We start from the raw sequence: 25,370 nt of genomic DNA on the forward strand, positions 1-25,370 counted from the left end.
AACGCCATGCGGATCCTGTGCCAATCACCCAGGGCATTGATTTTAAATGACCATATTTGAAATCCGGTAGATAGAGAGAAAGAATAATCCGGATATCCGGACAGTCCGGAGTGGGAAATGACGTAAAGATAGTGGTAAATACGAGCCTGGGCCAAGGTGTCCGGAAAATTGGACACCGTATGGATTATCGGACAAACGGCAACAGGCTCAGCCCCATAACCACCAAAATCGCCAGGCAGGCGGCCAGGGTCCTTAGCGGATGGCGTCTGAACATAAACCAGACACCGCCGGACTCGCCCCGGGCCAGGTTCTCCTCATAAACCCGCCGCTGGGTTTCCTGACGCTGCCGATGATAGGCCTCGAGCAACGCCCGGGCGCGGGCTGCCTCGTCGTCATCGTGTACCCAGAAGCCTCCCATACTGATACCCCAGCGGCTTGCCGGTGTCTCGTAATAAACCACGTCATGGGCTTCAAAAAGAGCCCGAATTTCGTCGGCTTCGTCATCGGGCACATGGCGCAGGTTCATCAGATGGTGTGGCATGGCGGCTCGTTGTCTGGTATCGGAAGCGGGAATCCCTATATCCTAGCATCAAAGCATGATTGGCCGAATTCACCACCCGGGACACTGAATGACCGATAGCCCCCTCCGACTGCTGCTGGGTTTTGATGCCCAGGCCCAGCGGGACAAGTCACAGTCGCTGACCTTCCTCCATCGCCGGGACCGCAAGTTCGCACTGATCTGCGAAGAGCAGGGCGTTGACCCGAATGCGGCTCTTTGGCTGGCACACCTGAACCGTCTGAGCGGACCCGACACGACACCGTCAGCAGCGGACCAGACCCTGGGTTTCTGGCGCCGGGTCCATGCGGGTTTTGCAGCGGTCGGCCTTATCACAGGACTGCTTACCATGGCCGGACTGCTGTTTTACGACGGTGGCCAGCGTATCAATATCACCGTCTTGCTCGGCTTCGTGTTGCTCCAGTTGATACTCGCCCTGTTCACCAGCCTGCAGTCACTGGTCGGATGGCAGCCCTGGCGCTGGCTTCTTCGACGCTTCCGGACCAGCCCGGCCAACATTGTGATCAGCAGGCTCCATCCTTTGCTGATGGCCAGGGCCGCCCACATCGGCGGTCTTTGCTTCGCCATCTCGGGACTGGCCACACTACTGGTGCTGGTGGTGGTACAGGATCTCGCCTTCGGCTGGAGCACCACACTGGAGACGGCTGCCGCAAACTACCACCGGCTGGTGCAAATCATAGCTGTACCCTGGACCTGGTTGTGGCCAGCGGCGGTTCCGGATCTCGCCCTGGTCGAAGCCACGCGCTTTTTCCGGGCCGGAATAGATAATGCTAGCCCGGATCCCGGCCTCTGGGGCCAGTGGTGGCCGTTTGTCACCATGCTGTGGACAACCTGGGTACTGCTGCCGCGCCTGCTGATGTGGCTTGTGACTTCGGCCTTGATCCGGAACCGGGCTCGCCGGCTGCTATCCAGCCATCCGGCGATGCATGCGCTGTTGTACCGCATGGAAACGCCGGCCCTGGACACAGGCAATGAGCATAACGATGCCGACGACCTGCCGGATACCAGAGCCCGCGACAATCTGCTTCCGCTGCCTGAGAGCGACACCTTGCTGTGCTGGGCCGGAGCCGGCGAACCGGAACTGCCCGAAGCCCTGCGCTCAGGCAGGCACCTGATTCTCCGGGCCGGGGGCAGGGCCAGCCTCACAGACGACGAGCAGACCCTCAAGCAGGTGGCGGAGCACTGCCTGAAGACCCGTGGCAACGCCGTGATCCTGCTGACCCGGTGCTGGGAGCCGCCAACCGGCGAGCTTCAGGATTTCCTGGAATCGGCCCGCCGACTCTGGCCCGGTGGAATCCGGGTCGCGCTTGTACCCCTGGCGGCTGACACAAACCTCGAGCCGGATGCCCAACAGATCCAGCCCTGGCTCCGGTTCGCTGAGCGTGTCGGCAACGAGTTCGTGAGGGTGTCACTGCCACCGCTCCTGCGGCAGTTCCCTTACACGACCAGTGGGGAGCCCTCATGACACAAATACCCACCTTCGCCGTGGTCGGGCACCCGAACAAGGGCAAATCCAGCGTGGTAGCCACCCTGTCCCAGAACGATGCCATCGCCATTGCCCTGGAACCCGGCACCACCCGAAAACGCCAGGCCTATCCGCTGAAAGTGGACGGACAAACCCTGTACACCCTGGTGGACACCCCCGGCTTTCAACGCCCGAGACGGGTCCTGGAATGGCTGGAGGCCCACAGTGTGTCCGCCTCTGACCACGCCGACACCGTCAGGGCCTTTGTGACCCAGCACCAGGGCAATGGCCGCTTTACGGATGAATGCGAACTGCTGACACCGTTGCTGGAAGGCGCTGGCATTATCTATGTGGTGGATGGCTCGGTACCCTACAGCGCCGAACATGAGGCCGAGATGACCATCCTGCGCTGGACGGGCCGCCCGAGCCTGGCGCTGATCAACAGCATTGGTGCGGACGATTACAGCGACACCTGGCAGGCCGCGCTGGGCCAGTTCTTCCAGGTTGTTCGCAGGTTCGACGCCGTTCGCGCCCCGTTTGCACAACATCTCGGCCTGTTGCGGGCATTCGGCCAACTGGAGCCAGACTGGGAAAAGCCGCTTGAGCAGGCCACCGAGTTCCTGTCCGGGCAGCGGCGGCACCGCCGTCGGCAGGCCGCCGCGCTGGTTGCCAGAGCCCTGGAGGACATGATGTCGTTCCGGGAAAAACGCACCCTGACCGCCAGCCAGGCCGCCGAAACCAGCGACGGCTCACTGGCCGAACAGCTCCGCCAGCGCTGGTACCGTCATCAACGCCAGCGGGAACTGACCCTGCGTGTTGATATCGAGCATCTGTACCAGCACCAGCGCATCCGGCGCCAGGAAGCCGAGCTGGAGTGGCATAGCGAGCACGATCTGTTTTCCGAAGACAGCCGCAAGGCGTGGGCGGTCAGCAAACGCTACCTGGCAACTGCCGGTTTCGGCGCCGGAGCGGTGAGCGGAGCCGGCATCGACGCCCTGACCCTGGGTTCCTCCCTGGGAACCGGCGCCCTGGTGGGTGGGCTGATCGGCGCTGCCGGCAGTTATTTCTATGGCGACCGCCTCACCCTGCCGGCGCTGAACATCGGGGTGCTTCGGGACGGACTGAAAACAGCCACCTTCGGTCCTGTACAGGACAGCCAGTTCGGCTATGTTGTATTAGGGCGCGCGATTGATCACTGGTGGCACATCAGCCACCGGAACCACGCCGGCCGGGACCTGCTGGATCTGGAACCAGCGGGCCACCACTGGCTGGAAAGCCTTGATAAAAGCAGCCGACAGGACATCCAGCGGGCCTTCGACAAGTGCCGGAAACGGCGCCCCCTGGACCAGCGCCAAAGGGAGAAATTCACCGCAGCCATCGAGCAATCCATGGCGATCTACGACGACTGGCGGTTGAACCGGACCTGACAGGGATGTTTATACTGAAAGGCTGTTCCATCACACAATGGGGAATGCGAATGAAAATTGTACGAGTGCAAGACATCATTGGTACCGAGCGCGAAGTCACCGGTCCGGGCTGGACCAGTCGCCGGATGTTGCTTAAGAAGGACGGTATGGGTTTCTCCTTCCACGAAACCATCATTCCGGCCGGCGCAGAGCTCAACCTCTGGTACAAGCACCACCTCGAAGCGGTTTACTGCGTGGCGGGCAACGGCAGCATTCTGGACAAGGCCACTGGTGAAACCCACCAGATCACCGACGGCACCCTGTATGCGCTCGACAAGCATGACCAGCACACCCTGCGCGGTGGCACCGAGGACATGCGCCTGATCTGTGCCTTCAACCCGCCGGTCACCGGCCGTGAAGTGCACGACGAAGACGGCGCCTACCTGCCGGATACCAGTGAAGGCTGATTCGCTGATCCGTGGCTGAACACCAGGCCGCAACCACGCCGCCACCGTCAGCCAGGCTGCTGCCGGTGGCGGTGTTGCTTTGGCTCGCCGGCATTTATCTGCGTATACCCGTGCTGGTGGCCCCACCTCTGGCGCCGTTTATCAGTAATGAACTGGCACTGACCCAGGCCCTCACCGGGGCACTGACCACGCTGCCCATTCTGATGCTGGCCATCGGCGCCATGCCTGGCTCCCTGGCCATCGCCCGCATTGGTCCCCGGAACACCCTGGCTTTGGCCATGGTCATCATGGTGATCGGCTCCGCTGGCCGCGCCCTGGTACCCGACACCCTCACACTGATGCTGGCCAGCGCCGTCATGGGGTTTGGTGTGGCCATGATGCAACCGGCCTTGCCGGCACTTCTGCCGAGATGGCTCGAGCCCCACCACCTGGCCCTGGGTTCCGCCATCTACATGAACGGCATGCTGATGGGCGAGTTCATCAGCGCCGGTATGACCCTGCCAGTGCTCATGCCCCTGTTCGACAACAGCTGGCGCGCCACTCTCCTGGCCTGGTCACTACCGGCCCTGCTGGTGGCTGCTGCCCTCTACCTGCCCAAAAGAGAACAGGCAAAACCCGTGGGTAAAGTCGCCTGGCTTCCGGACTGGAGCAACCCGCTTACCCTGAAAATCGGCCTGCTTCTCGGCCTGTCCGGCTCCATGTTCTTCGGCCTCAATGCCTATATGGGCAACCTGCTGGAACAGCAGGGTCAGTTCGGCAAACTCTCCGACGCCCTGTTCTGGTTCAACCTCGCCCAGGTCCTCGCGTCCCTGATCATGCTCAAAATGGCCCGGGCCTGGGTCGGCCGCCGCTCCACCATCATCGTTACCGCTGCCCTGAGCATCCTGGGCGCCCTCGGCGCCATCACCGTCACCGGCTGGTGGTCCATCGTCAGCGCGACCCTGATGAGCCTGACCTCAGGCATCCTCCTGATCCTCCTGGTCGCCGTGCCACCCCTGGTCACAATCTCCCAGGAAACCGGCCGCCTCTCCGCCGGCACCTTCCTGGTCGGTTACACCCTGGCCTTCTCCATCCCCATGCTCGGCGGCCTGGTCGCCGACTGGACCGGCGACGCCAGACACGCCATTCTCACCATCATCGCCTATAGCCTGCTGGTTCTGCCCTGGGCCTTCACGCTGGACCTGAAACACAGCCCGGAAGCTGATCCTTTAAAAGCTGAAAATGGGGTCAGGTGAAAATGGGGTCAGGTGAAAATGGGGTCAGAAGAAAGCTTTCTTCTGACCCCTTGGCCAGACCCCAAACCTAGATGTAGTAGTCCTTCAACGGGGGAAACCCGTTAAATTCAATAGCGCTATAGGTAGTCGTGTAAGCCCCCGGTAGAGAGCCAATACATCCGATCCCCAATAGCGAGATTCAAAGGCAGCGGATACTTGTGGTGCTCATACATGATATCGGCACTGTCACAGGTGGGCCCGGCAATCACGCAGTCCTCGCCTTCGCCCACCTTCTCCGTCCAGATCGGAAACTTGATCGCCTCATCCAGGGTCTCGATCAGCCCGGAAAACTTGCCCACATCGGTAAATACCCAGCGGTGCAGGGCCGTTCGCGATTTCCTGGAAATCAGCACCACCTCACTTACCAGCACGCCGGCATTGGAAATCAGCGAGCGGCCAGGCTCAATGATGATCTCCGGCAGCTCGGCACCGAAATCCTCGTGCAGGAACCGGGCAATCTCCTCCGCGTACACCTTCAGTTCATTGGTGCGAGTGATGTAATTGGCCGGAAAGCCGCCGCCCATGTTGATCATCTTCAGCTCGATGCCATCTTCTTCCTTCAGGCGCTCGAAAATCACCTTCACCTTGTTCAGGGCCGCGTCCCAGGCGCCGATTTCCCGCTGCTGGGAGCCAACATGGAAGGACACACCGTAAGGTACCAGGCCCAGATCACGGGCCAGGATCAGCAGATCCATGGCCATATCGGTCTGGCAGCCAAACTTGCGGGACAAGGGCCAGTCCGCTGTCAACGTGCCTTCGGTCAGGATACGTACGTACACCCTTGAGCCCGGTGCCGCCTTGGCAATATTGCGTAGATCCGCCTCGGAGTCGGTGGCAAACAGGCGCACGCCCTTCTCGTAGAAGGTGCGGATGTCCTTGGCCTTCTTGATGGTATTGCCGTAGCTGATGCGCTCTCCGGTCACACCCAGGGCCATCACCTTGTCCAGCTCATACACCGACGCAATGTCGAAACAGGCACCCTTGTCACGCAGCATGGTCAGGACCTGCGGGGCGGGGTTGGCTTTCACCGCGTAGTACACCCTGGCGTAGGGGAAGCCTTCCACCAGCTCATCGTACTGGCGATCAACCGTGGCGGTATCAATCACCACGAACGGGGTTTCCCTGCCATCTGCAAAGTCTTTGATACGTTTGAACGTCTCGGCGCTGTAATAATCGGCGATGTTAGCGTTGGCTGACTCGGTCATGGATGGTGTTTCCCTCCACAGGGCAAACAGGCATAAAAAAAGGCGCCACAGCAACGCTGCAGCACCCGTTAGATGGCGCGATCATCAGGCTTTTTTTCAGGCCCGGATATGAGCATATCTACCCATGCGTAATCCGTGAAAAGCGACAGGCCAATGGCATGAAAGTTGGCGTGAAAATTCTCTGACAGCCACTGGCCACCAAGGCGCCGGCTCCACCGGGCCATCGGACAAATGCTTCAGCCGCTGCTACCCTTGAGCTGAACGATGCCCGGGACAGACAGTATGCAGGAGCTGGATACAAAGGCGGAGACTCTGCTGGCCGGTGTGCGGGAGGATTACCAGTCCGGTGCCACTCAGTTGGCCAGTCGCACGCTCAATGAACTGCTTTGGTACCTGGATGACGTCAACCCCGACGCTGAAACCCTGTCTCGCCTGATATCCGAACTTCGGGCCGCCCGTCCCAGCATGATCGTCATTGGCAACGCCCTTGGCATGGTCCGGGAACGCTGGGCAGAGGCCCCGGACCGACCCCGGCAGGCGATTCTGGACACCCTCCGACAACTCGAAAATGCGGGCATGGCGATCACCCGACACGCGCGAAGCCAGTTACCTGAGAATCCCGTGTTAATGACCCACAGCGCCAGCTCGGTGGTGCTCGCCCTGTTTCGGGCGCTGGCCGACGCCGGTGAGCCCTTTTCCGTCATCTGCACCCAGAGCAGCCCCGGGTTTGAGGGGCATATCCTGGCCCGCGCGCTGAATGACCTGGCGGTGCCTGTCACCCTGATTACGGATGCCCAGATGGGCGTGTTTGTCGCCAGCGCGGATGTGGTCATCACCGGGTGCGACACCTGGCTGACAGACGGCTATTTTGTGAACAAGGTCGGCACAGGGCCACTTGCACTGGCGGCACAGGCCGCCGGTAAGCCATTCTGGGTGCTGGCGGACAGCTTTCGCAACAGCGATGCCAGCCACAATTCGGCCACCCTTGAGGAAATGCCCGCCAGTGAGCTCAAGGCCCCGGAGGGGCACTGGATAACCCCGCGCAACGTGTATTTTGAAACCGTTCCGCAGCAACTGGTCGGCCTGCGGATCAGCGAGCAGGGCGTTTTTTCGCCCCCGGCTGGGCCTCGGCGGTAAACGGATCGACCGGACTCCGGTATTATGGCGGTTTTACTCTTGAACTCTTATAGTTGCCGCCCCACCCACAGATCGATTATCAGGGAGTCCGGTCATGCCCGCCATTCTGGTTGCTGTATGCCTGTTGCTGCTGTCCGGTTGTGCCGAAAACACCTCGGAATCCACCGGGAAGCGAATACTGCCGGCCCCGTCGCAGCAACCGATTGCCTTCGAGGCCGATGTCCAACCCATTCTTGAGCGCAAATGCCTGGCCTGCCATAGCTGCTACGACGCCCCCTGTCAGCTAAAGATGGAATACGCCGACGGCCTGATCCGCGGGGCTCATCCAAAGCCGGTCTATAACAGCGCTAGACTGCAGACCCAGGCCACCACCCGCCTGGGTATCGATGCCCAGACCGAACAGCAGTGGCGGGATCTGGGCTTTTACTCGGTGCTGGCGCAGGGCAACAAAACCCGTAGTCTGTTTGAAAACATGATCCGCCTGGGCAAGCAGCACGAGTTTGCCCCCAACAGCAAACTTCCCGGGGACATCGAACTGGGTATCGGGCGTGTCAACCAGTGTGTGACCAACGCGGAGTTTGGCGATTACGCCGACGACCATCCCTATGAGGGCATGCCCCTGGCGGTGACCGGCCTCACCGACGACGAATACGCCACCCTCGCCGGCTGGCTCAACCAGGGCGGCGCTATCCACCCTCACCAGGTTGAGGTGACCCCGGCGGAACAGCAGCATATCGAGCAGTGGGAACAATGGCTGAATCAGCCAGAAAACCACCAGCAACTGGTCAGCCGCTGGTTGTACGAACACCTCTATCTGGCCCACCTGTATTTTGTGGACGACGGTGCCAACACCCGCTTCTTCGAACTGGTTCGCTCGCGCACGCCGCCCGGCGCGCCCGTTGAGCTGATTGCCACCCGCCGTCCCAATGATACGCCCGGGGGCGCCCTTTACTATCGGCTGCGCCCGGTCGCCGGCAGCATTATCCACAAACGCCACATCACCTTAGCGTTTGGCCCCCAGCAACGGCAGCGGACACAACAGTTATTCTTTGGCCGCGACTGGCCGCTGGCCACCCTTCCGGGTTATGGTGCCGATGAACGGGCCAACCCCTTTGCCACCTTCGCCGCCATCCCGGCACGCGCCCGCTACCAGTTCATGCTGGACAACGCCGAGTATTTCACCCGCACTTTCATTCGCGGGCCAGTGTGCCGTGGGCAGGTTGCCACCGATGTGATCCGCGACCAGTTCTGGGCCGTGTTCCAGGCCCCCGACGACGATCTGTATGTCACCGATCCCGGTTATCGCCAACGGGTAACGCCGTTGCTGGCCCTACCCGGCCAGGACAGCGACCTGCTGGACTTTGGTGATAACTGGAGCACCTATAAGGCCAAGCGTAACGAATACAGCAGACTGCGCTCGACCGCTTATCGCCTTGCCTATCCGGATGGCGCCGGGCTGGACCAGATCTGGGATGGTGACGGTTACAACACCAATGCCCTGCTCACCATTTTCCGCCATCACAACAACGCCTCCGTGCAGCGGGGCCTGATTGGCCAGGTGCCGACAACAAGCTGGTGGATGGACTACCCACTCTTTGAGCGCACCTACTACGAACTGGTGGTGAACTTCGATGTCTTCGGCAATGTCGCCCACCAGACCCAGACCCGGCTCTATTTTGACCTGATTCGCAACGGTGCTGAGCAGAATTACCTGCGCCTGATCCCGGCCGGAGAGCGCAACCGGGTGCTGAAACGCTGGTACCAGGGTGCCGGCAAGCTCAAACTGGGTTACAGCTATGCTGACATGGATGACCGCACCCCCTCCCAGGTACCCTATGTCACCAGCGCCCACAATGAGGAGCTCGGGGCCAGGTTGCTGCTCACGTTTCGCGACCTGAACGCCGAACGGAACGATCCGATCAACCGCTGCGGTGGTAGCAGCTGTGGTCGCCCTTATCTGCCTGAGTGGATTCGCAGCACCGACCAGACGCTGTCCCAACTGGCGTCGACCCGCGCCGAGTTCCTGCCGGCGATTACTTTCCTGCCGGAGGTCAGCTTCCTGCGGGTACGTAACGAAAAGGGTGAACGTACCGTTTACACGGTGATCCGGGACCGCGCCCACAGTAATGTTGCCTTCATGTTTGGTGAGGATTTCCGGTATCAGCCGGATGACGACAAACTGACCATTTATCCAGGCATCATTGGCAGCTATCCCAATTTCATGTTTGATGTACCGGCCGCGCAGGTGGCCCTGTTCACCAACACATTGCGGCGGCTGAAGACCCAGGAAGCATTCGACGAGCTGGTCAGCGTCTGGGGCGTACGCCGCACGCACCCGGACTTCTGGACCATCCTCCACGACATCACTGCCTGGCATCGGGAACACCAGCCGTTGCAGGCAGGCATCTTCGACATCAACCGCTACGAAAACCTCTGACGCGGTGGCCGACGTTTCCTGATGCCCGGCCAGGCCAGTGCGGGTAGGGCGTTACGAGGCCAAGCCGTACAACAACGAAAAGTCGGACTATTCGCAATGGGTAGATGAATATCTGGAGAAAGAGGGCGAGTATCTCCGGGAAAATGGAATCAAGCTGGATGGCTGGTAGGTGCTTAGCCTGACAGTTTGGCAGTTAGTCACCACATAACCCAAATGAGCCTTCAGATGGCGGGCGTTATATGGAGTAATCCTGCGCTGCCAGCCGACTCTCAACCCAACCCTTCAAACGAAGGCAACAGCCGCCCGGTCTTCAGGTTTTTCAAAGTGTTTATTTACCATAGAAGCAGATCAGCGAGCAGGGCGTTTTTTCGTTCCCTGCTGGGCCTCTGCGGTAAACGGATCGTCCGGCCACGGATGCTTGGGGTAACGACCACGCATGTCCTTGCGCACGTCCGGGTAAACATTCTGCCAGAAGCTGGCGAGATCGGCGGTCACTGCCAGCGGGCGCTGAGCCGGTGACAGTAAATGAATGACCACCGGGACGCGGCCGCCAGCCACTCGCGGGGTTTCAGTCCAGCCGAACAGGGCCTGGAGCTTGGCTGCCAGCACCGGTCCGTTCTCCGGGCCATAATCGAGCCTGACCCGCTGGCCTGTGGGGATGGTCAGGGCAACCGGCGCGAGCGCCTGGAGCTGTTGTTGTGCCGGATAACCCAGAAGGCTGTTGAGAGCGTTCAACAGGTCCAGACGGCCCAGATCGGACCAGCGACTCTTACCGGCCAAAAACGGCCCCAGCCACTGCTCCAGATTCGCCAGCAAGGCCCCTTCACTGGTATCAGGCCAGTCATCATCGGGGAAGGTTTTGGCCAGCAACCGGACACGGGCGCACCATTGGTGGCCGTCGTCCGTCCAGGGCAGGCTTTCCAGCCCCTTCTTCCGGATGGCATTGAGCAGACCCCGCTGGACCAGCACCGGATCCACCTGCGCCAGCGGTTTTTCCTGCAGCACCAGCTCACCCAGTTTCCTGAGGCGCCGGGCCACCACCCTGCCCCTGGCATCGTCCCACAGTGCCTCTTCGGTGTCGTGAATGTGGTTGGCCAGATCCTGCTCCAGATCCGGGATATCCACCGGCGCCGCCAGATAGATGGTCGCTTCCCGGGCCTTGCCATCCAGCTCCGCGGCAACCAGCCAGTCGTGTCTGGCGAGAGGATCATCCTCTCTCAGGACCGCCCCTTTGCCATTGCTGAGCTGATACCTCGGCGCCGTGCCTGATCGCCGGCGAGCAACGCGGTCCGGATAGGCCTGGGCCAGTAAACGTCCGATGTCGGTTTCTGTGGGCATTTCCCGACCACCAGGGTTAGCAGTACCACACAGCCGCTTTGCCGCCTGTCGCACAGCCTTGAGGCGGGCAGGGTCCAACGAACGATCGCGACGCTCGCCATGGAGCACGCGAATACGCTCGTGCATATCCGCCCCGGCGCCGGGGCCAAGCAGATCACGCTCCCCCAGCAAAGCGGCCAGTTCCGCAGCAGGCACCTCTAGACCGAGCTCTCTTCCGCGCAACACCATATGGGCCAGGCGGGGGTGAATACCCAGCTCCCGGGCGGCCTTGCCATGATCGGTAATGGCGCCATCCGCATCCAGCATGTCCAGCCATTGCAGTAGGGCCACAGCCTGCTGCCAGTGGGCCCGCGGCGGTTCATCGATCCACGCAACGCCGGCGGCCTCACGGGCACCCCACTGGGCGAGTTCCAGGACGAGCGGCGCGAGATCGGCCTCCAGAATCTCTGGCGGCGTGTACTCCGCCAGCCCGAACTGCTCCGATTCACTCCACAACCGGTAACACATTCCGGGCTCTACCCGTCCCGCCCGTCCTTTTCTCTGTTCCGCGGAGGCCCGGGACACCCGGCCGGTCACCAAGCGGGTCATACCACTGTTGGGGTCAAATACCGCCCGACGCTGCTGGCCGGTGTCAATCACCACTCTGACACCTTCGATGGTCAGACTGGTTTCGGCAATGGCCGTGGCCAGCACGACTTTACGCTGGCCTTCCGGCGCCGGCGAGATGGCCTGATCCTGTTGCTCCGATTTCAGGTTGCCGTAGAGGGGCGCGACACGCACCTTCTCCGCCAGCGTGCCCCGAAGCTGTTGCTCCACACGCCGGATTTCCCCGGCACCCGGAAGAAACACCAGCACGGATCCGGTCTGATCCGCCAGTGCTGCTTCCTGAATGACTGCCACCACCTGATCCACCACCCGGGCATTGCGGGCCAGCGGCCGATACAACACCTCCACTGGGAAGGCCCGGCCTTCACTGGAGATTACCGGCACATCCCCGAGCACCCTGGCAATCGGGGCGGTATCCAGCGTGGCCGACATTACCAATAGCCGCAAGTCCTCGCGCAGCGCCTGCTGGGATTCCCGGACCAGGGCCAAGCCGAGATCCGCCTGCAGGGAGCGCTCATGAAACTCGTCAAAAATGACGGCCGCATAATCTTCCAGCATCGGATCGGCCTGGATCAACCGGGTCAGGATACCCTCGGTGACCACTTCAATGCGGGTGACCGCCGACACCCTTGTATCCAGCCGGGTTCGGTAACCGACGGTCTGGCCGGGCTTCTCATTCAGCTGTTTTGCCATAAACCGGGCTGCGGACCTGGCCGCAAGGCGACGCGGTTCCAGCATCAGGATCTTGCCATCACGCCGCCAGGGTGCATCCAGCAGGGCGAGGGGAACACGGGTGGTCTTGCCGGCACCGGGTGGCGCCTGCAAAAGAGCAGTACTGGTCTGTTCCAGGGCGTTTTTCAGCTCTGGAAGGATGGCATCGATAGGGAACATGGGATTCCGGACTTCGGTTTTACGGCGGCGACCAGGGTTTGAACAGCGTCAGGAACGGGCCCGGTCACGATTGGCCTTCGCCCACTGGTAAATACGCTCGAAGGCTTCGGCCAGCTGTTCGGGATTATGAGGCGGCTGAATCACCGCAGCAAGTTCACCATCCGGGTTCAGCAAGGCGAAATGGCCGCTGTGGTCCACCAGCAACTCGCCATCCACCTCTCGGTGCACGAACACCGCGCTCAGGCTTTTGGCCAGCGCACGCAGGGTTTCCAGATCCCCGGTCAGGCCATGAAAGTGCTCGCCAAAGAAGTCGGTGTACTCCCGGAGCTTCTCGGGAGTGTCATGTTCCGGGTCAGCACTGACCAGCAGATAGTTGGGCTGAGGCAGCTCATTCGACAGAAGCTGATCGGTACGGCGCAGATTCGCCATCGCCGCCGGGCAGATATCGGGGCAGTTGGTATAGCCCACAAAAGCAAAGATCCAGCGCCCCTTCAGGCTCTCCCGGGTCACCGTCTCGCCGTTTTCATTAGTCAATGTGAACTCGGCCAATTGCCGCGGCTGGTCATATACATAGGTATTGAGCTCGGTCAGTTCCGGTGCGGGGATCGGTTCCTGGCTGCCGATCAGGAACACCTGCCGTCCCACGACAAGCCCGAAGATCAAAACCACAATTAACAGGAGGCAGAAAAGGGTAAGGCGAATAGAGCTGTTCATGCTGAATCCAATTCGGTGACCAATCGAGCAGGCGGGAAGGGCTTTCCGAAACCGTGCGGAGCCAGGGATGGCGGAGCCGAGCGTACACGGACGTATTCACAGCGTGTTTCGGAAAGCCCTTCCCGCCTGCGCCCGCACGGTGTCTACTTCAGAAAAACACAAAATGATCCACAAGCAATACCACAAACAGGGCCATCAGGTAAGTGATGGAATACTTGAAGGTATTCAGAGCGACCCGCCGGTCATCGCCCTTCAGGAGCCGGACGGCGTACTGCAGGAAGCGCAGGCCAAGGGCCAGGGCGCCCACCAGGTAGATGCCGCCGGACATGCCTGTGACAAAAGGTAGCAGGCTGACCGCCAGCAGCATCAGGGTATACAACAGGATGTGGAGCTCGGTGAACTTGTTGCCATGGGTTACCGGCAGCATGGGAATACCCGCCTTGGCGTATTCCTCCTTGCGGTGGATCGCCAGGGCCCAGAAATGCGGTGGCGTCCAGGCAAAGATGATCAGCACCAGGAGCAGGGCGTGGCCTTCCACCTGGCCGGTAACTGCGGTCCAGCCCAACAGTGGCGGCATGGCGCCGGCCAGGCCGCCAATGGTGATATTCTGGGGCGTGGCCCGCTTCAGGAACAGGGTATACACGCCCGCATAGCCCACCAGGGAGGCCAGGGTCAGCCAGGCTGTCAGGTGATTCACCTGCCACATCAGTACGGCCATGCCAATACCGGCAAGAATGGTCGCGAACAGGATGGCGTCCAGGGGTGAGATCTTGCCTGTGGCCACCGGACGCTTGCGGGTGCGGGCCATGACCGTGTCAATCTTCTGGTCCACCACATGGTTGACCACCGCCGCGGCACCGGCCAACAACGCAATACCCAGGTTACCCCACACCAGAACGCCCCAGCCAGGCACCCCCGGCGCAGCCAGCAACATGCCGATCACCGATGTGAGGATCATCAGCGCAACCACCCGGGGCTTGGTCAGCTCCAGGTAGTCACGCCACGAAATGGGTGTTCTGGATTCGCTCGCAATTGCCTGGGCCGGCAGCGCTTCCACTTGCTCGCTCATGCCGTAACCTCCTGGTTCATTGTTGTTGTGTGTGTTGCTGCCGCGGTGTGCGCTTTCGGTAACAGCTGATGCCGCCAGATCAGATGAATGACTGACAGGAGCAGTCCGGCGCCCATGGCGTTATGGGCGACGGCAACAGACAAGGGAATATGGAACAGAACGTTGGCCAGCCCCAGCAGGACCTGGACACCCAGCACTACGGCCACCAGTCGAATGGCATTGTCCAGGCCGGTGTTCCCCCGTCGGCGCCACATCAGGGCCAGCAATGTCGCAAGGTAAACCAGCACGACCACAGCTCCCAAGCGATGTGTCACGTGAATCGCTACCCGCCCGTCGGCAGTCAGCTGGCCGCCGAGATAGTTGGGGCCGACATGCTGGCTAACATCAAAGCCGTGGCGAAAATCCATACCCCCGGGCCACCACTGGCCCTGGCAGGTGGGCAGATCGGTACAGGCCACGGCGGCGTAATTGGCGGCTGTCCAGGCACCGAAGGCAATCTGCATCACCACCAGCACAAGCCCGCCATAAAGCCAGGGGCGGAAACCTGCTAACACTCCGGCGTGGCGGGGTTGCTCCCGAGTCTCCTCGCCTTTCGCCCGTTTCCGTAGCCGCAAGGTAAGGAGAGTAAGCAGACTGAGGGTGGTAAATCCTCCCAACAGGTGCAAGGCCACCACCTGGGGCCACAGCTTCAGAGTCACCGTCCACATGCCAAAGGCACCCTGCAGAATAATGAAACCCGCAATGAACAAAGGCAGTTTCACCGGCACGCCGCTACGCCGGTGGCGAACCGCACAGGCGGCCAGACCAAAGACCACCAGTCCGAGGGTACCGGCGGCATAGCGGTGAATCATCTCCGGCCATCCCTTCTCGACATCCACCGGCGTTTCCGGGAAACGCGCGTTGGCGATGGCGATGCTCGAGTCACTCTGGGGAACCGTCAGAAACCCATAACAGCCTGGCCAGTCGGGACAGCCAAGCCCGGCATGCACCAGTCGGGTCCAGGCGCCGAGCATGATCACCACAACGGCCAGCAAAACAGCAAGGGTTGCCCATCTGGCCATAACCCGGGCCGCGGGTGATGGTGATGGTGATGGTGATGGTGAAAGGTACGACTGATTCAAGGCTGACTCTCCGGCTCTGACCATTAACCAATCTGCGACAGTTTGAGCAGATGTTTGAGATCCTCGAGCATGTCCTTACCCGTGTGCTCGGAACCGTAATGCATCAAGATGTTGCCGAAGGGGTCCACCAACAGGATACGGGGCTCCGCTTCCGGATCGATGCCGGCGGGCCAGGCAGGCTGAGTGCCGGCGGCTGGAACCAGCCGCTCCATTGAACTGTATTCCTGTGGCCAGCGGGCCTGCAGATCGGCCGGTACGCTGCCCAGTACCGTTGCCCGCGATACCCGGCTGGCATTCTTGCCAAGGGCAATGTTGACCTGCCTGGCAAGGTAGAGCAGTTCCTCACACTGGCTGCCACACTGCCCGGCCGCCACAATCATCATCCAGTCAGGATCGGCCTTGTCCGGGCCAAAGCGTTCGCTCAGTGGTGTCCCGGATGAAGTTTCAACATTAAGGGTTGAAACCGGCACGACCGGCTGGAGAAGAACCCCGTTGTTGGTGTGGCCGGCCGGGTTCAGCCAGCCGGTGTAGAACATGATGGTGGCAACAATGATCGGGCCAAAACCCAGTACGAACAGAAGGAGTGCGGTCCGACGGCCACGACGGGCCTGTTCCGGGGTGGGGCCTTCATTCTGCTCCTGGTCGGATATCCGGTTAGCCATCGTCATTGTCATTATTGGCTCCTGTCTTTCGGTAACTTGCCACTATAGTCAATATAGTCAGCGCCACAGCCAGCGCAAACCATTGCGTGGCATATCCGTAATGGGTTTGCGGTCCCATCAGATCCGGCTTCCAGTCGGCCCGGTAGGCTCCAGGCTGATGGTCGCCGGAAAGGCGAACGATCCTGCCGGGAAGCTCCGGGATTTCGGCTCGGGCCGCCTCTTTGGAGAGGCTTTGCACGCGCCGGGGCCAGGGGCCGGTTGCCGGGGGTTGATCACCAAGAACCGGCGGCACCGGGTAATCGCTGATCCGCCCCTGTAACGTGAAAACACCATCCGGCGGGTCAACCTCCGGAAGCTGGTCCCGGGTCCGGGGCGCTTGCACCCAGCCGCGATTGACCACCACCGGCGGACCCGAAACCGGGCGAAACACGGTGAGAACCTCATACCCTGGCACACCATCCCGGGTCCGGTTATCCAGCAGCCAGTTCCGGTTTCCGTAAAGACCGGTCAGGGTCACAGGCCGGCCATTGCTCAGATCCAGAGCCACCATGTCTGGCCAGTCCAGGTTTACAGCCTCCTGTTGCCACTGATCCAGCAGTAGCTGTTTCTCCGCTGCCCGGTTGAGCTGCCAGACACCCAAGCTGATCAGAACCGGCAGGAAGACCCCACTGAATACCAGCAACCGCCAATCGAATTGCCAGTGACGGCGTTGGCGCTGCGAATCAGACATGCTCTGCTATAGTGACCTCATCGAGCCCGGAAGACGTTCCGGACTGTATATTCACAACACCAATAAAAACAGGAAGTTCCATGCTCAAGGCCGTTATCGTTGTGTTGATGCTTGCCGTAGTCGTGAGCCTGTTCAGTGGCCTGTTCTTTCTCATCAAGGATGGTGGTAAAACCAATCGGGTGGTGAATTCCCTGGCGGTTCGGGTCACGCTTAGCATACTGCTCCTGGCGGTGATTCTTATTGCGCTCTGGCAAGGGAGCCTGACATTGAATCCGACTCCCTGACCCTGTACATCAAATGATGTAGACAAACACGAACAAACCCAGCCACACCACATCCACAAAATGCCAGTACCAGGCCGCGGCCTCGAAACCGAAGTGACTGTCCGCCGTGAAATGGCCCTTGTTGATACGCATCAGCATGATGAAAAGCATCAGTGTTCCCAGTGTCACATGGGCACCGTGAAAGCCGGTCAATAGGAAGAAGGTGCTGCCGTAGATGCCAGACTCCAGAGTCAGGTTCAGATCCTGGTAGGCGTGCATGTACTCCTCGGCCTGCAGGACCAGGAAGCCGATAGCCAGCAGAATCGTGGCAATCATCCAGATCTTGACCTTGGTGCGGTTGCCTGCTTTCAGCGCATGATGGGCAACGGTGATGGTGAACGAAGAAGTCACCAGCAGAATGGTGTTTACCAGTGGCAGGCCCCAGGGGCCGATGATGGCCTCTGGCGGCGGATAGGCTTCGGGATTAGGAGTCTGAATCAGCGGCCAGGTTGCCTGGAATCCCTCCCAGAGCATATTTGAGCTGCCCCGGTCCCCCTCACCGCCCAGCCACGGCACGGCGAACACCCGCACATAGAACAGAGCGCCAAAAAAGGCCGCGAAAAACATGACCTCGGAAAAGATAAACCAACTCATTCCCCAGCGGAATGACCGATCCATCTGCGGGCTATAGAGCCCCGCCCGGCTCTCCCGGATCACGTTGCCAAACCAGCCGAACAGTATGTAGGCCATAATCATCGCGCCAATCAGGAACATGATCCAGGCGCCGGTGGAGCTCTCACCCTTTTGCGCATTGACCATGATGGACGCGGCGCCATAGAGGGTTACCCCGAGGCCAACCGTGGCAATGATCGGCCATTTGCTCTGTTCCGGAACGTAATAGCTCTGGTTTTCCGCCATGACAGTCTCCGATGGCTTATTCGTTGTTAGTTGTTTTTGTCCTGGAGCGAGTGCGTCTTCACATCCCTATTTCACTTCCGGCGGTGTCGCGAAGGTGTGGTAGGGCGGAGGCGACGGCACCGTCCATTCCAGGCCCTGAGCGCCGTCCCAGGGCTTGGCAGCCGCTCTCTCACCGCCCCGGACACACTTGACCACAATGAACAGGAACAGGATCTGGGTAGCGCCAAACATGAAGGCACCAATGCTGGACACCATGTTGAAATCCGCAAACTGCAACGCGTAATCCGGAATCCGCCGAGGCATGCCCGCCAGCCCAAGGAAGTGCATGGGGAAGAAGGCAAGGTTCATGCCGATGAATGACAGCCAGAAATGGGTTTTGGCGAGGGTTTCGTCGTACATGTGGCCGGTCCACTTGGGCAGCCAGAAATACGCAGAGGCGAAGATTCCGAAGATCGCGCCCGGCACCAGCACATAGTGGAAATGGGCAACCACGAAGTAAGTATCGTGATACTGGAAATCAGCCGGCGCAATCGCCAGCATAAGACCTGAAAAACCGCCGATGGTGAACAGGATCACGAAGGCCACCGCAAACAGCATGGGCGCCTCAAAACTGAGCGAACCCCGGAACATGGTGGCTACCCAGTTGAACACCTTCACCCCGGTGGGGACGGCGATCAGCATGGTGGCGTACATGAAGAACACCTGGCCGGTAATGGGAATGCCCACCGTAAACATGTGGTGCGCCCAGACCACGAACGACAGCAGGGCAATGGCACCGACCGCATACACCATGGAGGCATAGCCGAACAGGGGCTTGCGGGAGAAGGCCGGAATGATGTGGGACACCGCCCCGAACGCCGGCAGGATCATGATATAGACCTCGGGGTGGCCGAAGAACCAGAACACATGCTGGAACAGAACGGGATCACCGCCGCCGGAGGCATCAAAGAAGCTGGTGCCGAAGTTGATGTCCATCAGCATCATGGTCACCACACCGGCCAGCACCGGCATTACTGCGATAAGCAGGAACGCGGTGATCAGCCAGGTCCAGACGAACAGGGGCATTTTCATCAGGGTCATGCCCGGGGCTCGAAGGTTCAGGATGGTGGCAATCACATTGATGGCACCCATGATCGAGGAAATACCCATGATATGGACGGCAAAGATGAAGAAGGTGGTGCTTGGCGGCCCGTAAGTGGTCGACAGGGGCGCGTAGAAAGTCCAGCCAAAGTTGGGCGCGCCACCTTCCATGAACAGGGTGGAGACCAGGATCAGGAAGGCGCAGGGCAGCAGCCAGAAGCTCCAGTTGTTCATCCGTGGCAGCGCCATGTCCGGCGCGCCGATCATCAACGGAAGCATCCAGTTCGCCAGCCCCACAAAGGCCGGCATGACGGCGCCAAAGACCATGATCAGACCGTGCATGGTGGTCATCTGGTTGAAGAATTCCGGCTGCACAATCTGCAGACCGGGCTGGAACAGTTCGGCGCGAATGACCATGGCCATAGTTCCGCCCAGCAGGAACATGGTGAAGCTGAATATCAGGTACATTGTCCCGATATCCTTGTGGTTTGTGGTCAGCAGCCAGCGGCTGATGCCTTTAGCCGGGCCGTGATGATGATCCTGGGCGTGGGTATCTGCAACCGCACTCATGAAAACCCCCGTTACCGCCATTTATTGTGGCTGGTGATATCTGTTATCTGGCGTTGATTACTGCTGGTTCTTGTAATCAAAGATCTCTTTTGGTGTGACCATCTCGCCGGTACTGTTACCCCAGGCATTCCGCTCATAGGTAATGACTGCGGCCAGGTCCACCTCGCTCAATTGATTCCCAAAGGCCTGCATCGCGGTGCCGGATTTACCATTCACAACGATGTCGATGTGCGCTGCCATATCTTCTGTGGCTATTTTGCTGCCTTTCAACGCCGGGAACGCCGGCGGTGCACCACTGCCATCGGCCTGATGACAGGCGGCACAAGCAGTTTGATAAGCCTTTTCGCCCCGCTCCATCAGCTCAGCCATGGTCCAGTCTTTCTGGGTCAGCTCACGCTCTTGCTCGGCTGCCTCCTTCTGCTCGGCCACCCAGGCCGCGTACTCTTCCTGAGGAACAGCCTTGACCACCACGGGCATGAAGCCGTGGTTTTTGCCACAAAGTTCGGTGCACTGGCCACGGTAGATGCCCGGCTCGTCCACCCGGGTCCAGGTTTCGTTGATGAAGCCGGGAATGGCATCTTTCTTCACGCCAAAATCCGGCACCCACCAGGAGTGGATCACATCGTTGGCCGTCAGCAGGAAGCGAACCTTTTTACCTACCGGAATCACCAGGGGGTTATCGACTTCCAGGAGGTAGTTCTCGCCTTTGACCTGCCGGTTTTCAATCTGGTCCATAGGCGTGGACAGGTTCGAGAAGTAACCAAAGTCCTCGTTGATATACTCATACTGCCACTTCCACTGGTACCCGGTGACCTTGATGTCTACCTCGGACTTTGTGGAGTCGTACATGTCCACCAGCGTAGCAGTGGCAGGAATCGCCATAACCACCAGGATCACAAAGGGTATGATGGTCCAGAGAATCTCGACCAGGGTGTTTTCGTGGAAATTGGCAGGTTTTGCGCCCTGGGATTTCCTGTGGGCGAAGATGGACCAGAACATGACACCGAATACCACCACGCCGATGACGACGCAGATCCAGAGTATGGTCATGTGAAGGTCAAAAACCCTGTTACTGGTGCTGGTCACCCCCGGGGTCATGTTCAGTGTCCAGTCCGCCATGGACCAGGCGGGGAACATCAGACCGCCTAAAAGGGCACCTGCCCGCTGAGCGTGCACGCGCATACTGTGTCTCCACAGAGTGTTATTCTTGTCGGATTTTGCGTTACCCCTCTGGCCTGACTGGCGCTCGCATACACCGGAAAAACCAGAGTGGAAGCCTACTTACGGATACATCAGTTCCGAGTATAGACACAGATCAAGAAAAGACTAAAAAATCGGCTAAACCCAAAAAATCTAACTGATAATTTTTAAGAATTAAAACGAATATGTTATTTAACCTTCCGGTAACCAACCGGCGTCTCTGGGTGCTGGCCTGACCATTGATGCTCACCAACCTCACCGTTCCCCTGCTGGGGCTGGTGGACGCCGCCGTGCCAGGGCTCCTCGATAGCCCCGAGTCTCAGTATGGGTAGCTGTGCCGCTCTCATACCCGAAACGGACGATGGTTTGAGAGCCAGTGACCGGAGTTCAATCTGTAACATTACGACTGTGTATTTTCACAATGCCGGAAAAGCAGTTGGCCGAATCTCGGCTACACTTGTCAGAAAAGGCAGGCACGATGGGGTAGCCAGCCCTACTCTTTACCTGCCCGGGAACTCGTTGCTAACTGCTACTAACAACGGGAGGCGCCTTGCGACCTCAATTCGTTCAAACATTGGCATCTCCTGAAATGACACCACAGGTAGTCCTCGAAATTATTGATCAGGCTCGGCGCAAGGAAGCCCGCTCCGGCACCTTCCTCCGGCAGCTGCATGCGAAGGTTGCCGCGTTGCCCTCTGCCGTCACTATCGAGGGCTACCAGCCGGCCACCTGTCTGTTCCAGTTTGTGGTTGAATACGTAGAGTTGGCACCGAGACTGATTGAATGCGTCGAAGCCTGTGCCCGTGAGGCCGGCAAAGCCGATCTGTTTGAACCGTTTGTCAGTGCCGCCATCCGTTACTTCACCCAGCCCTCAGCCCTGTTGGTGCGTTATGACGGCCTCGATGGCCTGCTGATCCGGGCCTATCTGTGCCACCGGCTGATGGAAGAAATGTATGAAAACAACCGGTGCACCCGGACCAGCAAACTGGTGGATATGGAGGCGACTCGTGCTAACCTGCTCGCTCACCAGCTGATTGGCGAGCCTTTTGCCAATGAACTGGACGACTCCATAACCGTGACCGTGTTGCAGATAGCCGGCACGCCGGACTATTACGAGCTCAACCTCGACCCCTTCGTCGAACAGGTCAACAACGCCGCCTGGGACTGGATGCGGCATTACTGGGAAAATCTGCTGGTAAGGAACCACATTCGATTCTCCCTCGGTTCCGGCCTGTCCTGACAGGTTTTGAGTGCTCTGCCGTGGCCTGCCGTGATGCGGCGACCATCAACAGTACACTGGAGACCCACACCTTGCTCGAAAACGCTGATCTGGGAAAACTGATTATCCGCCTGACCCTGGGCGGCCTGATACTGTTCCACGGTATTGCCAAACTGCTCAACGGTGTTGGTTTCATTGAAGGCGCGCTGGCCAGCCACGGGCTGCCCAGCTTCCTGGCTTACGGGGTTTTCGTGGGTGAAATCATTGCCCCGCTAATGGTGATTCTGGGCTACCAGACCCGCATTGGCGCCCTGCTGATCGTGTTCAATATGCTGGTGGCAATTGTGCTTGTGCATACCAACGAATTACTGACCCTGGGCCGCAACGGAGGCTGGGCGCTGGAACTCCAGGGGTTCTTCCTGTTCACAGCGGTGGCAGTGATTTTCCTCGGGCCTGGGCGTTACAAGCTGAAAAACTGACTGCTCTGGTCAGGCGCCGGGGACCGACGCCGCCCCGAATCCACGGGCAACCATTACCCGGTTGCGGCCCGATTCCTTGGCGGCATACAGCGCCTCATCGGCCTGCCGGATCAGCTCGTGGGCTGCCATGCCCGGAGTGGGCACCAGGGAGGCGACACCCACACTGATGGTCAGGCTGACCGGTGCCACCCGCTCCCTGGAATGCACCGGATGGCGGGCCACCGCCTGGCGAACCCGCTCGGCCACCTCAACCGCGCCTTGTTCCGGCGTTGCCGGTAACAGAATACTGAATTCCTCACCGCCATAACGGGCCAGCAGATCTCCGGATCTTTGGATTTCACGGGCACACAGGGCTGCGACTTCCGTCAGGCAATCGTCACCCACCAGGTGCCCAAGCTCGTCATTTACCCGTTTGAAACGATCGATATCCAGCATCAACAGACTCAGCGGATGACCGTGACGCTGGGCCCGACTCCATTCGTCAGCAAGCTTTTCATCGAACCGCCGTCGGTTCGCAACGTGCGTCAGGCCATCCGTCAGGCTGATAGCCTTGAGCTGCTCGTTGGCCCGCTCCAGCTCTTCGGTGCGCTCCTGAACCCGCGACTCCAGGGTCTGGTTGGCCTGCTGCTGAATAACCAGCGCCTGTTCCTGAGCCTGGTGTCTCCGGCGGCGCTCCAGGTTGATGCGATAGGCCATGGCGAATGAAAGCAGGATCACTTCCAGGGCTATTCCCACCTGGGGCACGAACTCGGTCATGAAGCTGCGGGGCATGACACCCAGCTTGCTTAAGGCCAGAATCAGATGGCCGATCAGCAGCGGCGTCCAGGCAAGCACATAGAAGCCACCCAGGATCTGGCCTTTGCGCCAGACCAGCATGCCAATCAGCCAGGCCGCCGGTGTTACCACAGCGGCAAGCACACTGATCAGCACGATTCCCGCCTGGTAGCTGCCGAACAGGCCGAACAGAAACGCAAATCCGGCGCCCGCCAGAGCCAGTTGCAGAAACCGGTAACTGGCATGGCTGTAGAGGCGGACGTTCAGGAACCGAAGGGTAAACATGGCGGCACAAAACAGGGCAAGGCTGATGGCCGGCACCGTGAAGTAGCGGTTGATAACGGGTAAATCCGGCCACAGCCACTGGAACAGCAGGCCATGGAAATTCAGTTGTACCAGCCCGGTGGCAACGACCGTCAGCACGTACCAGAGGTAGGTTGAATGACGGACAATAACGAACAGGAACAGGTTGTACAGCGCCATCGCGATGATGATGCCCAGAAACACCGTTTGCCAGCCATAGGACAACTGCTCATTGGCCAGAAACTCGGCCGAAGGCGTGACCGCCACGGGAATCTGAACCGATCCCAGGGTTTTCACCCGCACGAAGGCGGTCACCGGCTGGGTATTCGAGGGCACCAGGAACACGAAATTGCGATGATAGATGGGGCGACTGCTGAAAGGCAGGGTGTCGCCAGTCTGGTGAGTCTGGATCAGCTCCCCATTGAGCACCCAGTACACAGAAACCTCGTCCAGCAGCGGATAGCCAATCTCAAGCACCCGGTTGGCCGGCTCTGGCGGAACCTCGATCTTAAGCCAGAAACTGCCATTGCTGAAACCGCGATTGAAAACCTCGCTGGCGCCAAAGCGTTGCCAACTGGCCGACGGCGCAGCGCGGACATCAGCCAGCGCCAGCTCATTGGCCGGCGCCTCCAGCCACTCGAAAGCCACCGGGGCTGCCTGAACGGGGGCGCTGGCCAGACCTGTCAGCCACAATAGAATCAGGAATACGCAGGAGGCCTGCCAAGTCATAGCGGTTTCCGGTTTCCGGGGCCGGGTAGTTGTTCTACACTTCAGGCCCTGGCTGAGTCTTTTCGCATCCCTGCCATTCCTGATCAAGTTTATACGGTTACGCCCCCTGCGTCCCCCGTAAAAGCAGGGTTCAACAGGCCTGAATCCGCCGAGGTACAGGATGACAGAACATAAAAACACGATACGGCCCGGCCGCTATCGCCACTACAAGGGCAAGGATTACGAAGTGATCGGCATCGCCCGGGACAGTGAAACCGAAGAGCAGATGGTGGTTTACCGCTGCCTGTACGGCGACTACAGCCTCTGGGTACGCCCTCTGACCATGTTCCGGGAAACCGTGGAAGTGGCCGGCGAGCAGGTTCCCCGTTTTGCCCGCCTCGACGAAGCCTGACGGTAATCACGTACCTTGACTGCCGGCGTCAGTCGTCTGCCCCGGCCTTGAAAAACACCACCTGCCGGACGGTGTGATCGTCCTCGTTCTTGCGCTTGTTCACCCGGGTTTCCAGCTCCGGGCTGGTCGGCTGTTCGACGTCAGACACCGCATCGGTGAAGCCACAGGCCACGCACTCGCGTACCTGGTCATCGTCATCGGTGGTGAACATCATGATCTTGTCCATCTCACCACAGCGAGGGCAGACGGCCCCGGCGATAAAACGTTTTGGACTCGCCATAAGAGTACTCCCGTCAATATGGGTATTGGTTGTCGGGTTACGGCCTTTGGCCTGACCCGACACCG

24 protein-coding genes and 1 pseudogene are annotated in these 25,370 nt (G+C 59.9%); 11 read left to right on the plus strand and 14 right to left on the minus strand.

Features of this window, described 5'->3' with window-relative positions; all coding sequences use genetic code 11:
• Nucleotides 1-184 precede the first annotated feature (184 nt).
• Entirely contained in the window at nt 185-541 is a 357-nt protein-coding gene (locus AC13C0_RS20440) for a DUF6164 family protein (protein ID WP_117618883.1), read from the minus strand.
• Nucleotides 542-629: 88 nt separating this feature from the next.
• Here AC13C0_RS20440 and AC13C0_RS20445 point away from each other — a divergent pair, with 88 nt between their 5' ends.
• The 4 genes from AC13C0_RS20445 to AC13C0_RS20460 are packed head-to-tail and all read left to right on the plus strand — an operon-like array spanning nt 630 to nt 5,150.
• Nucleotides 630-2,042, plus strand: coding sequence for a DUF2868 domain-containing protein (locus AC13C0_RS20445; RefSeq protein WP_117618884.1), 1,413 nt, complete (start codon nt 630-632; stop codon nt 2,040-2,042).
• A complete protein-coding gene (locus AC13C0_RS20450; RefSeq protein ID WP_117618885.1) occupies nt 2,039-3,469 on the plus strand; it encodes a GTPase/DUF3482 domain-containing protein in 1,431 nt (476 codons plus the stop codon). The genes AC13C0_RS20445 and AC13C0_RS20450 overlap by 4 nt, the downstream gene beginning before the upstream one ends.
• A 50-nt stretch (nt 3,470-3,519) precedes the next feature.
• The gene (locus tag AC13C0_RS20455; protein WP_117620386.1) at nt 3,520-3,915 is read left to right on the plus strand and encodes an ectoine synthase; all 396 of its coding nucleotides are present in this window, start codon (nt 3,520-3,522) and stop codon (nt 3,913-3,915) included.
• 11 nt (nt 3,916-3,926) lie between these two features.
• Nucleotides 3,927-5,150, plus strand: a complete 1,224-nt coding sequence (locus tag AC13C0_RS20460; protein ID WP_341580917.1) for an MFS transporter — start codon at nt 3,927-3,929, stop codon at nt 5,148-5,150.
• A gap of 67 nt (nt 5,151-5,217) precedes the next feature.
• Here AC13C0_RS20460 and AC13C0_RS20465 read toward each other — a convergent pair.
• Nucleotides 5,218-6,394 (minus strand): annotated as a pseudogene (locus AC13C0_RS20465) (type III PLP-dependent enzyme).
• A 68-nt stretch (nt 6,395-6,462) separates the two neighbouring features.
• The gene (locus AC13C0_RS20470) at nt 6,463-6,618 is read right to left on the minus strand and encodes a hypothetical protein (RefSeq protein ID WP_341580918.1); all 156 of its coding nucleotides are present in this window, start codon (nt 6,616-6,618) and stop codon (nt 6,463-6,465) included.
• Nucleotides 6,619-6,676: 58 nt separating this feature from the next.
• Between AC13C0_RS20470 and AC13C0_RS20475 the strand changes: the two genes are divergently transcribed.
• The 3 genes from AC13C0_RS20475 to AC13C0_RS20485 all read left to right on the plus strand — a co-directional run bounded on the left by AC13C0_RS20475 (nt 6,677) and on the right by AC13C0_RS20485 (nt 10,137).
• The gene (locus AC13C0_RS20475; RefSeq protein ID WP_117618888.1) at nt 6,677-7,531 is read left to right on the plus strand and encodes an eIF2B alpha/beta/delta subunit family protein; all 855 of its coding nucleotides are present in this window, start codon (nt 6,677-6,679) and stop codon (nt 7,529-7,531) included.
• 94 nt (nt 7,532-7,625) lie between these two features.
• On the plus strand, nt 7,626-9,968 hold the full coding sequence (locus tag AC13C0_RS20480; protein ID WP_482954923.1) for a fatty acid cis/trans isomerase: 2,343 nt from the start codon (nt 7,626-7,628) through the stop codon (nt 9,966-9,968).
• 37 nt (nt 9,969-10,005) lie between these two features.
• A complete protein-coding gene (locus AC13C0_RS20485) occupies nt 10,006-10,137 on the plus strand; it encodes a hypothetical protein (protein ID WP_341580920.1) in 132 nt (43 codons plus the stop codon).
• A 179-nt stretch (nt 10,138-10,316) separates the two neighbouring features.
• On the opposite strand, the gene hrpB is transcribed toward AC13C0_RS20485, so the two are convergent.
• From hrpB to AC13C0_RS20515, 6 genes are all read right to left on the minus strand, one after another.
• Nucleotides 10,317-12,803, minus strand: coding sequence for an ATP-dependent helicase HrpB (gene hrpB, locus AC13C0_RS20490; RefSeq protein WP_482954924.1), 2,487 nt, complete (start codon nt 12,801-12,803; stop codon nt 10,317-10,319).
• A 48-nt stretch (nt 12,804-12,851) separates the two neighbouring features.
• Nucleotides 12,852-13,517, minus strand: coding sequence for an SCO family protein (locus tag AC13C0_RS20495; RefSeq protein WP_482954925.1), 666 nt, complete (start codon nt 13,515-13,517; stop codon nt 12,852-12,854).
• Nucleotides 13,518-13,665: 148 nt separating this feature from the next.
• Nucleotides 13,666-14,586: a heme o synthase gene (cyoE, locus tag AC13C0_RS20500; protein WP_341580923.1), complete on the minus strand. Its 921-nt coding sequence runs from the start codon at nt 14,584-14,586 to the stop codon at nt 13,666-13,668.
• Nucleotides 14,583-15,647, minus strand: coding sequence for a COX15/CtaA family protein (locus tag AC13C0_RS20505; RefSeq protein ID WP_482954926.1), 1,065 nt, complete (start codon nt 15,645-15,647; stop codon nt 14,583-14,585). The genes cyoE and AC13C0_RS20505 overlap by 4 nt, the downstream gene beginning before the upstream one ends.
• Nucleotides 15,648-15,730: 83 nt before the next feature.
• Complete coding sequence (locus AC13C0_RS20510; RefSeq protein WP_117618895.1) at nt 15,731-16,369, minus strand: hypothetical protein; 639 nt, start codon at nt 16,367-16,369, stop codon at nt 15,731-15,733.
• Nucleotides 16,362-17,099, minus strand: a complete 738-nt coding sequence (locus AC13C0_RS20515; RefSeq protein ID WP_117618896.1) for an SURF1 family protein — start codon at nt 17,097-17,099, stop codon at nt 16,362-16,364. The genes AC13C0_RS20510 and AC13C0_RS20515 overlap by 8 nt, the downstream gene beginning before the upstream one ends.
• A gap of 80 nt (nt 17,100-17,179) precedes the next feature.
• On the opposite strand from AC13C0_RS20515, the gene AC13C0_RS20520 reads away from it, so the two are divergent.
• Nucleotides 17,180-17,383, plus strand: a complete 204-nt coding sequence (locus tag AC13C0_RS20520) for a twin transmembrane helix small protein (RefSeq protein ID WP_099618222.1) — start codon at nt 17,180-17,182, stop codon at nt 17,381-17,383.
• A gap of 9 nt (nt 17,384-17,392) precedes the next feature.
• Here the strand turns inward: AC13C0_RS20520 and AC13C0_RS20525 are convergent, their stop codons facing one another.
• From AC13C0_RS20525 to coxB, 3 genes are all read right to left on the minus strand, one after another.
• Nucleotides 17,393-18,280 (minus strand): cytochrome c oxidase subunit 3, encoded by an 888-nt coding sequence (locus tag AC13C0_RS20525; protein ID WP_117618897.1) that lies wholly within the window; start codon nt 18,278-18,280, stop codon nt 17,393-17,395.
• A gap of 66 nt (nt 18,281-18,346) precedes the next feature.
• Entirely contained in the window at nt 18,347-19,930 is a 1,584-nt protein-coding gene (gene ctaD, locus AC13C0_RS20530; protein ID WP_117618898.1) for a cytochrome c oxidase subunit I, read from the minus strand.
• A gap of 57 nt (nt 19,931-19,987) precedes the next feature.
• Nucleotides 19,988-21,112, minus strand: a complete 1,125-nt coding sequence (gene coxB, locus AC13C0_RS20535) for a cytochrome c oxidase subunit II (protein ID WP_482954927.1) — start codon at nt 21,110-21,112, stop codon at nt 19,988-19,990.
• Nucleotides 21,113-21,719: 607 nt separating this feature from the next.
• On the opposite strand from coxB, the gene AC13C0_RS20540 reads away from it, so the two are divergent.
• Together AC13C0_RS20540 and AC13C0_RS20545 are read left to right on the plus strand one after the other, a co-directional pair.
• Nucleotides 21,720-22,370 carry a hypothetical protein gene (locus AC13C0_RS20540; RefSeq protein WP_117618900.1) on the plus strand — a complete coding sequence of 217 codons (651 nt, stop codon included), beginning with the start codon at nt 21,720-21,722 and terminating at the stop codon, nt 22,368-22,370.
• A gap of 71 nt (nt 22,371-22,441) precedes the next feature.
• Entirely contained in the window at nt 22,442-22,828 is a 387-nt protein-coding gene (locus tag AC13C0_RS20545; RefSeq protein ID WP_117620387.1) for a DoxX family protein, read from the plus strand.
• 9 nt (nt 22,829-22,837) lie between these two features.
• Here AC13C0_RS20545 and AC13C0_RS20550 read toward each other — a convergent pair whose 3' ends face one another.
• Nucleotides 22,838-24,634: a sensor domain-containing diguanylate cyclase gene (locus AC13C0_RS20550; RefSeq protein ID WP_341580926.1), complete on the minus strand. Its 1,797-nt coding sequence runs from the start codon at nt 24,632-24,634 to the stop codon at nt 22,838-22,840.
• Between the two features lie 160 nt (nt 24,635-24,794).
• On the opposite strand from AC13C0_RS20550, the gene AC13C0_RS20555 reads away from it, so the two are divergent.
• Nucleotides 24,795-25,025, plus strand: coding sequence for a DUF1653 domain-containing protein (locus tag AC13C0_RS20555; RefSeq protein WP_117618901.1), 231 nt, complete (start codon nt 24,795-24,797; stop codon nt 25,023-25,025).
• Between the two features lie 28 nt (nt 25,026-25,053).
• Here the strand turns inward: AC13C0_RS20555 and AC13C0_RS20560 are convergent, their stop codons facing one another.
• The gene (locus AC13C0_RS20560) at nt 25,054-25,305 is read right to left on the minus strand and encodes a YheV family putative zinc ribbon protein (RefSeq protein ID WP_117618902.1); all 252 of its coding nucleotides are present in this window, start codon (nt 25,303-25,305) and stop codon (nt 25,054-25,056) included.
• Between the last annotated feature and the right edge of the window lie 65 nt (nt 25,306-25,370).

The organism is Marinobacter sp. B-21, assembly GCF_056857895.1.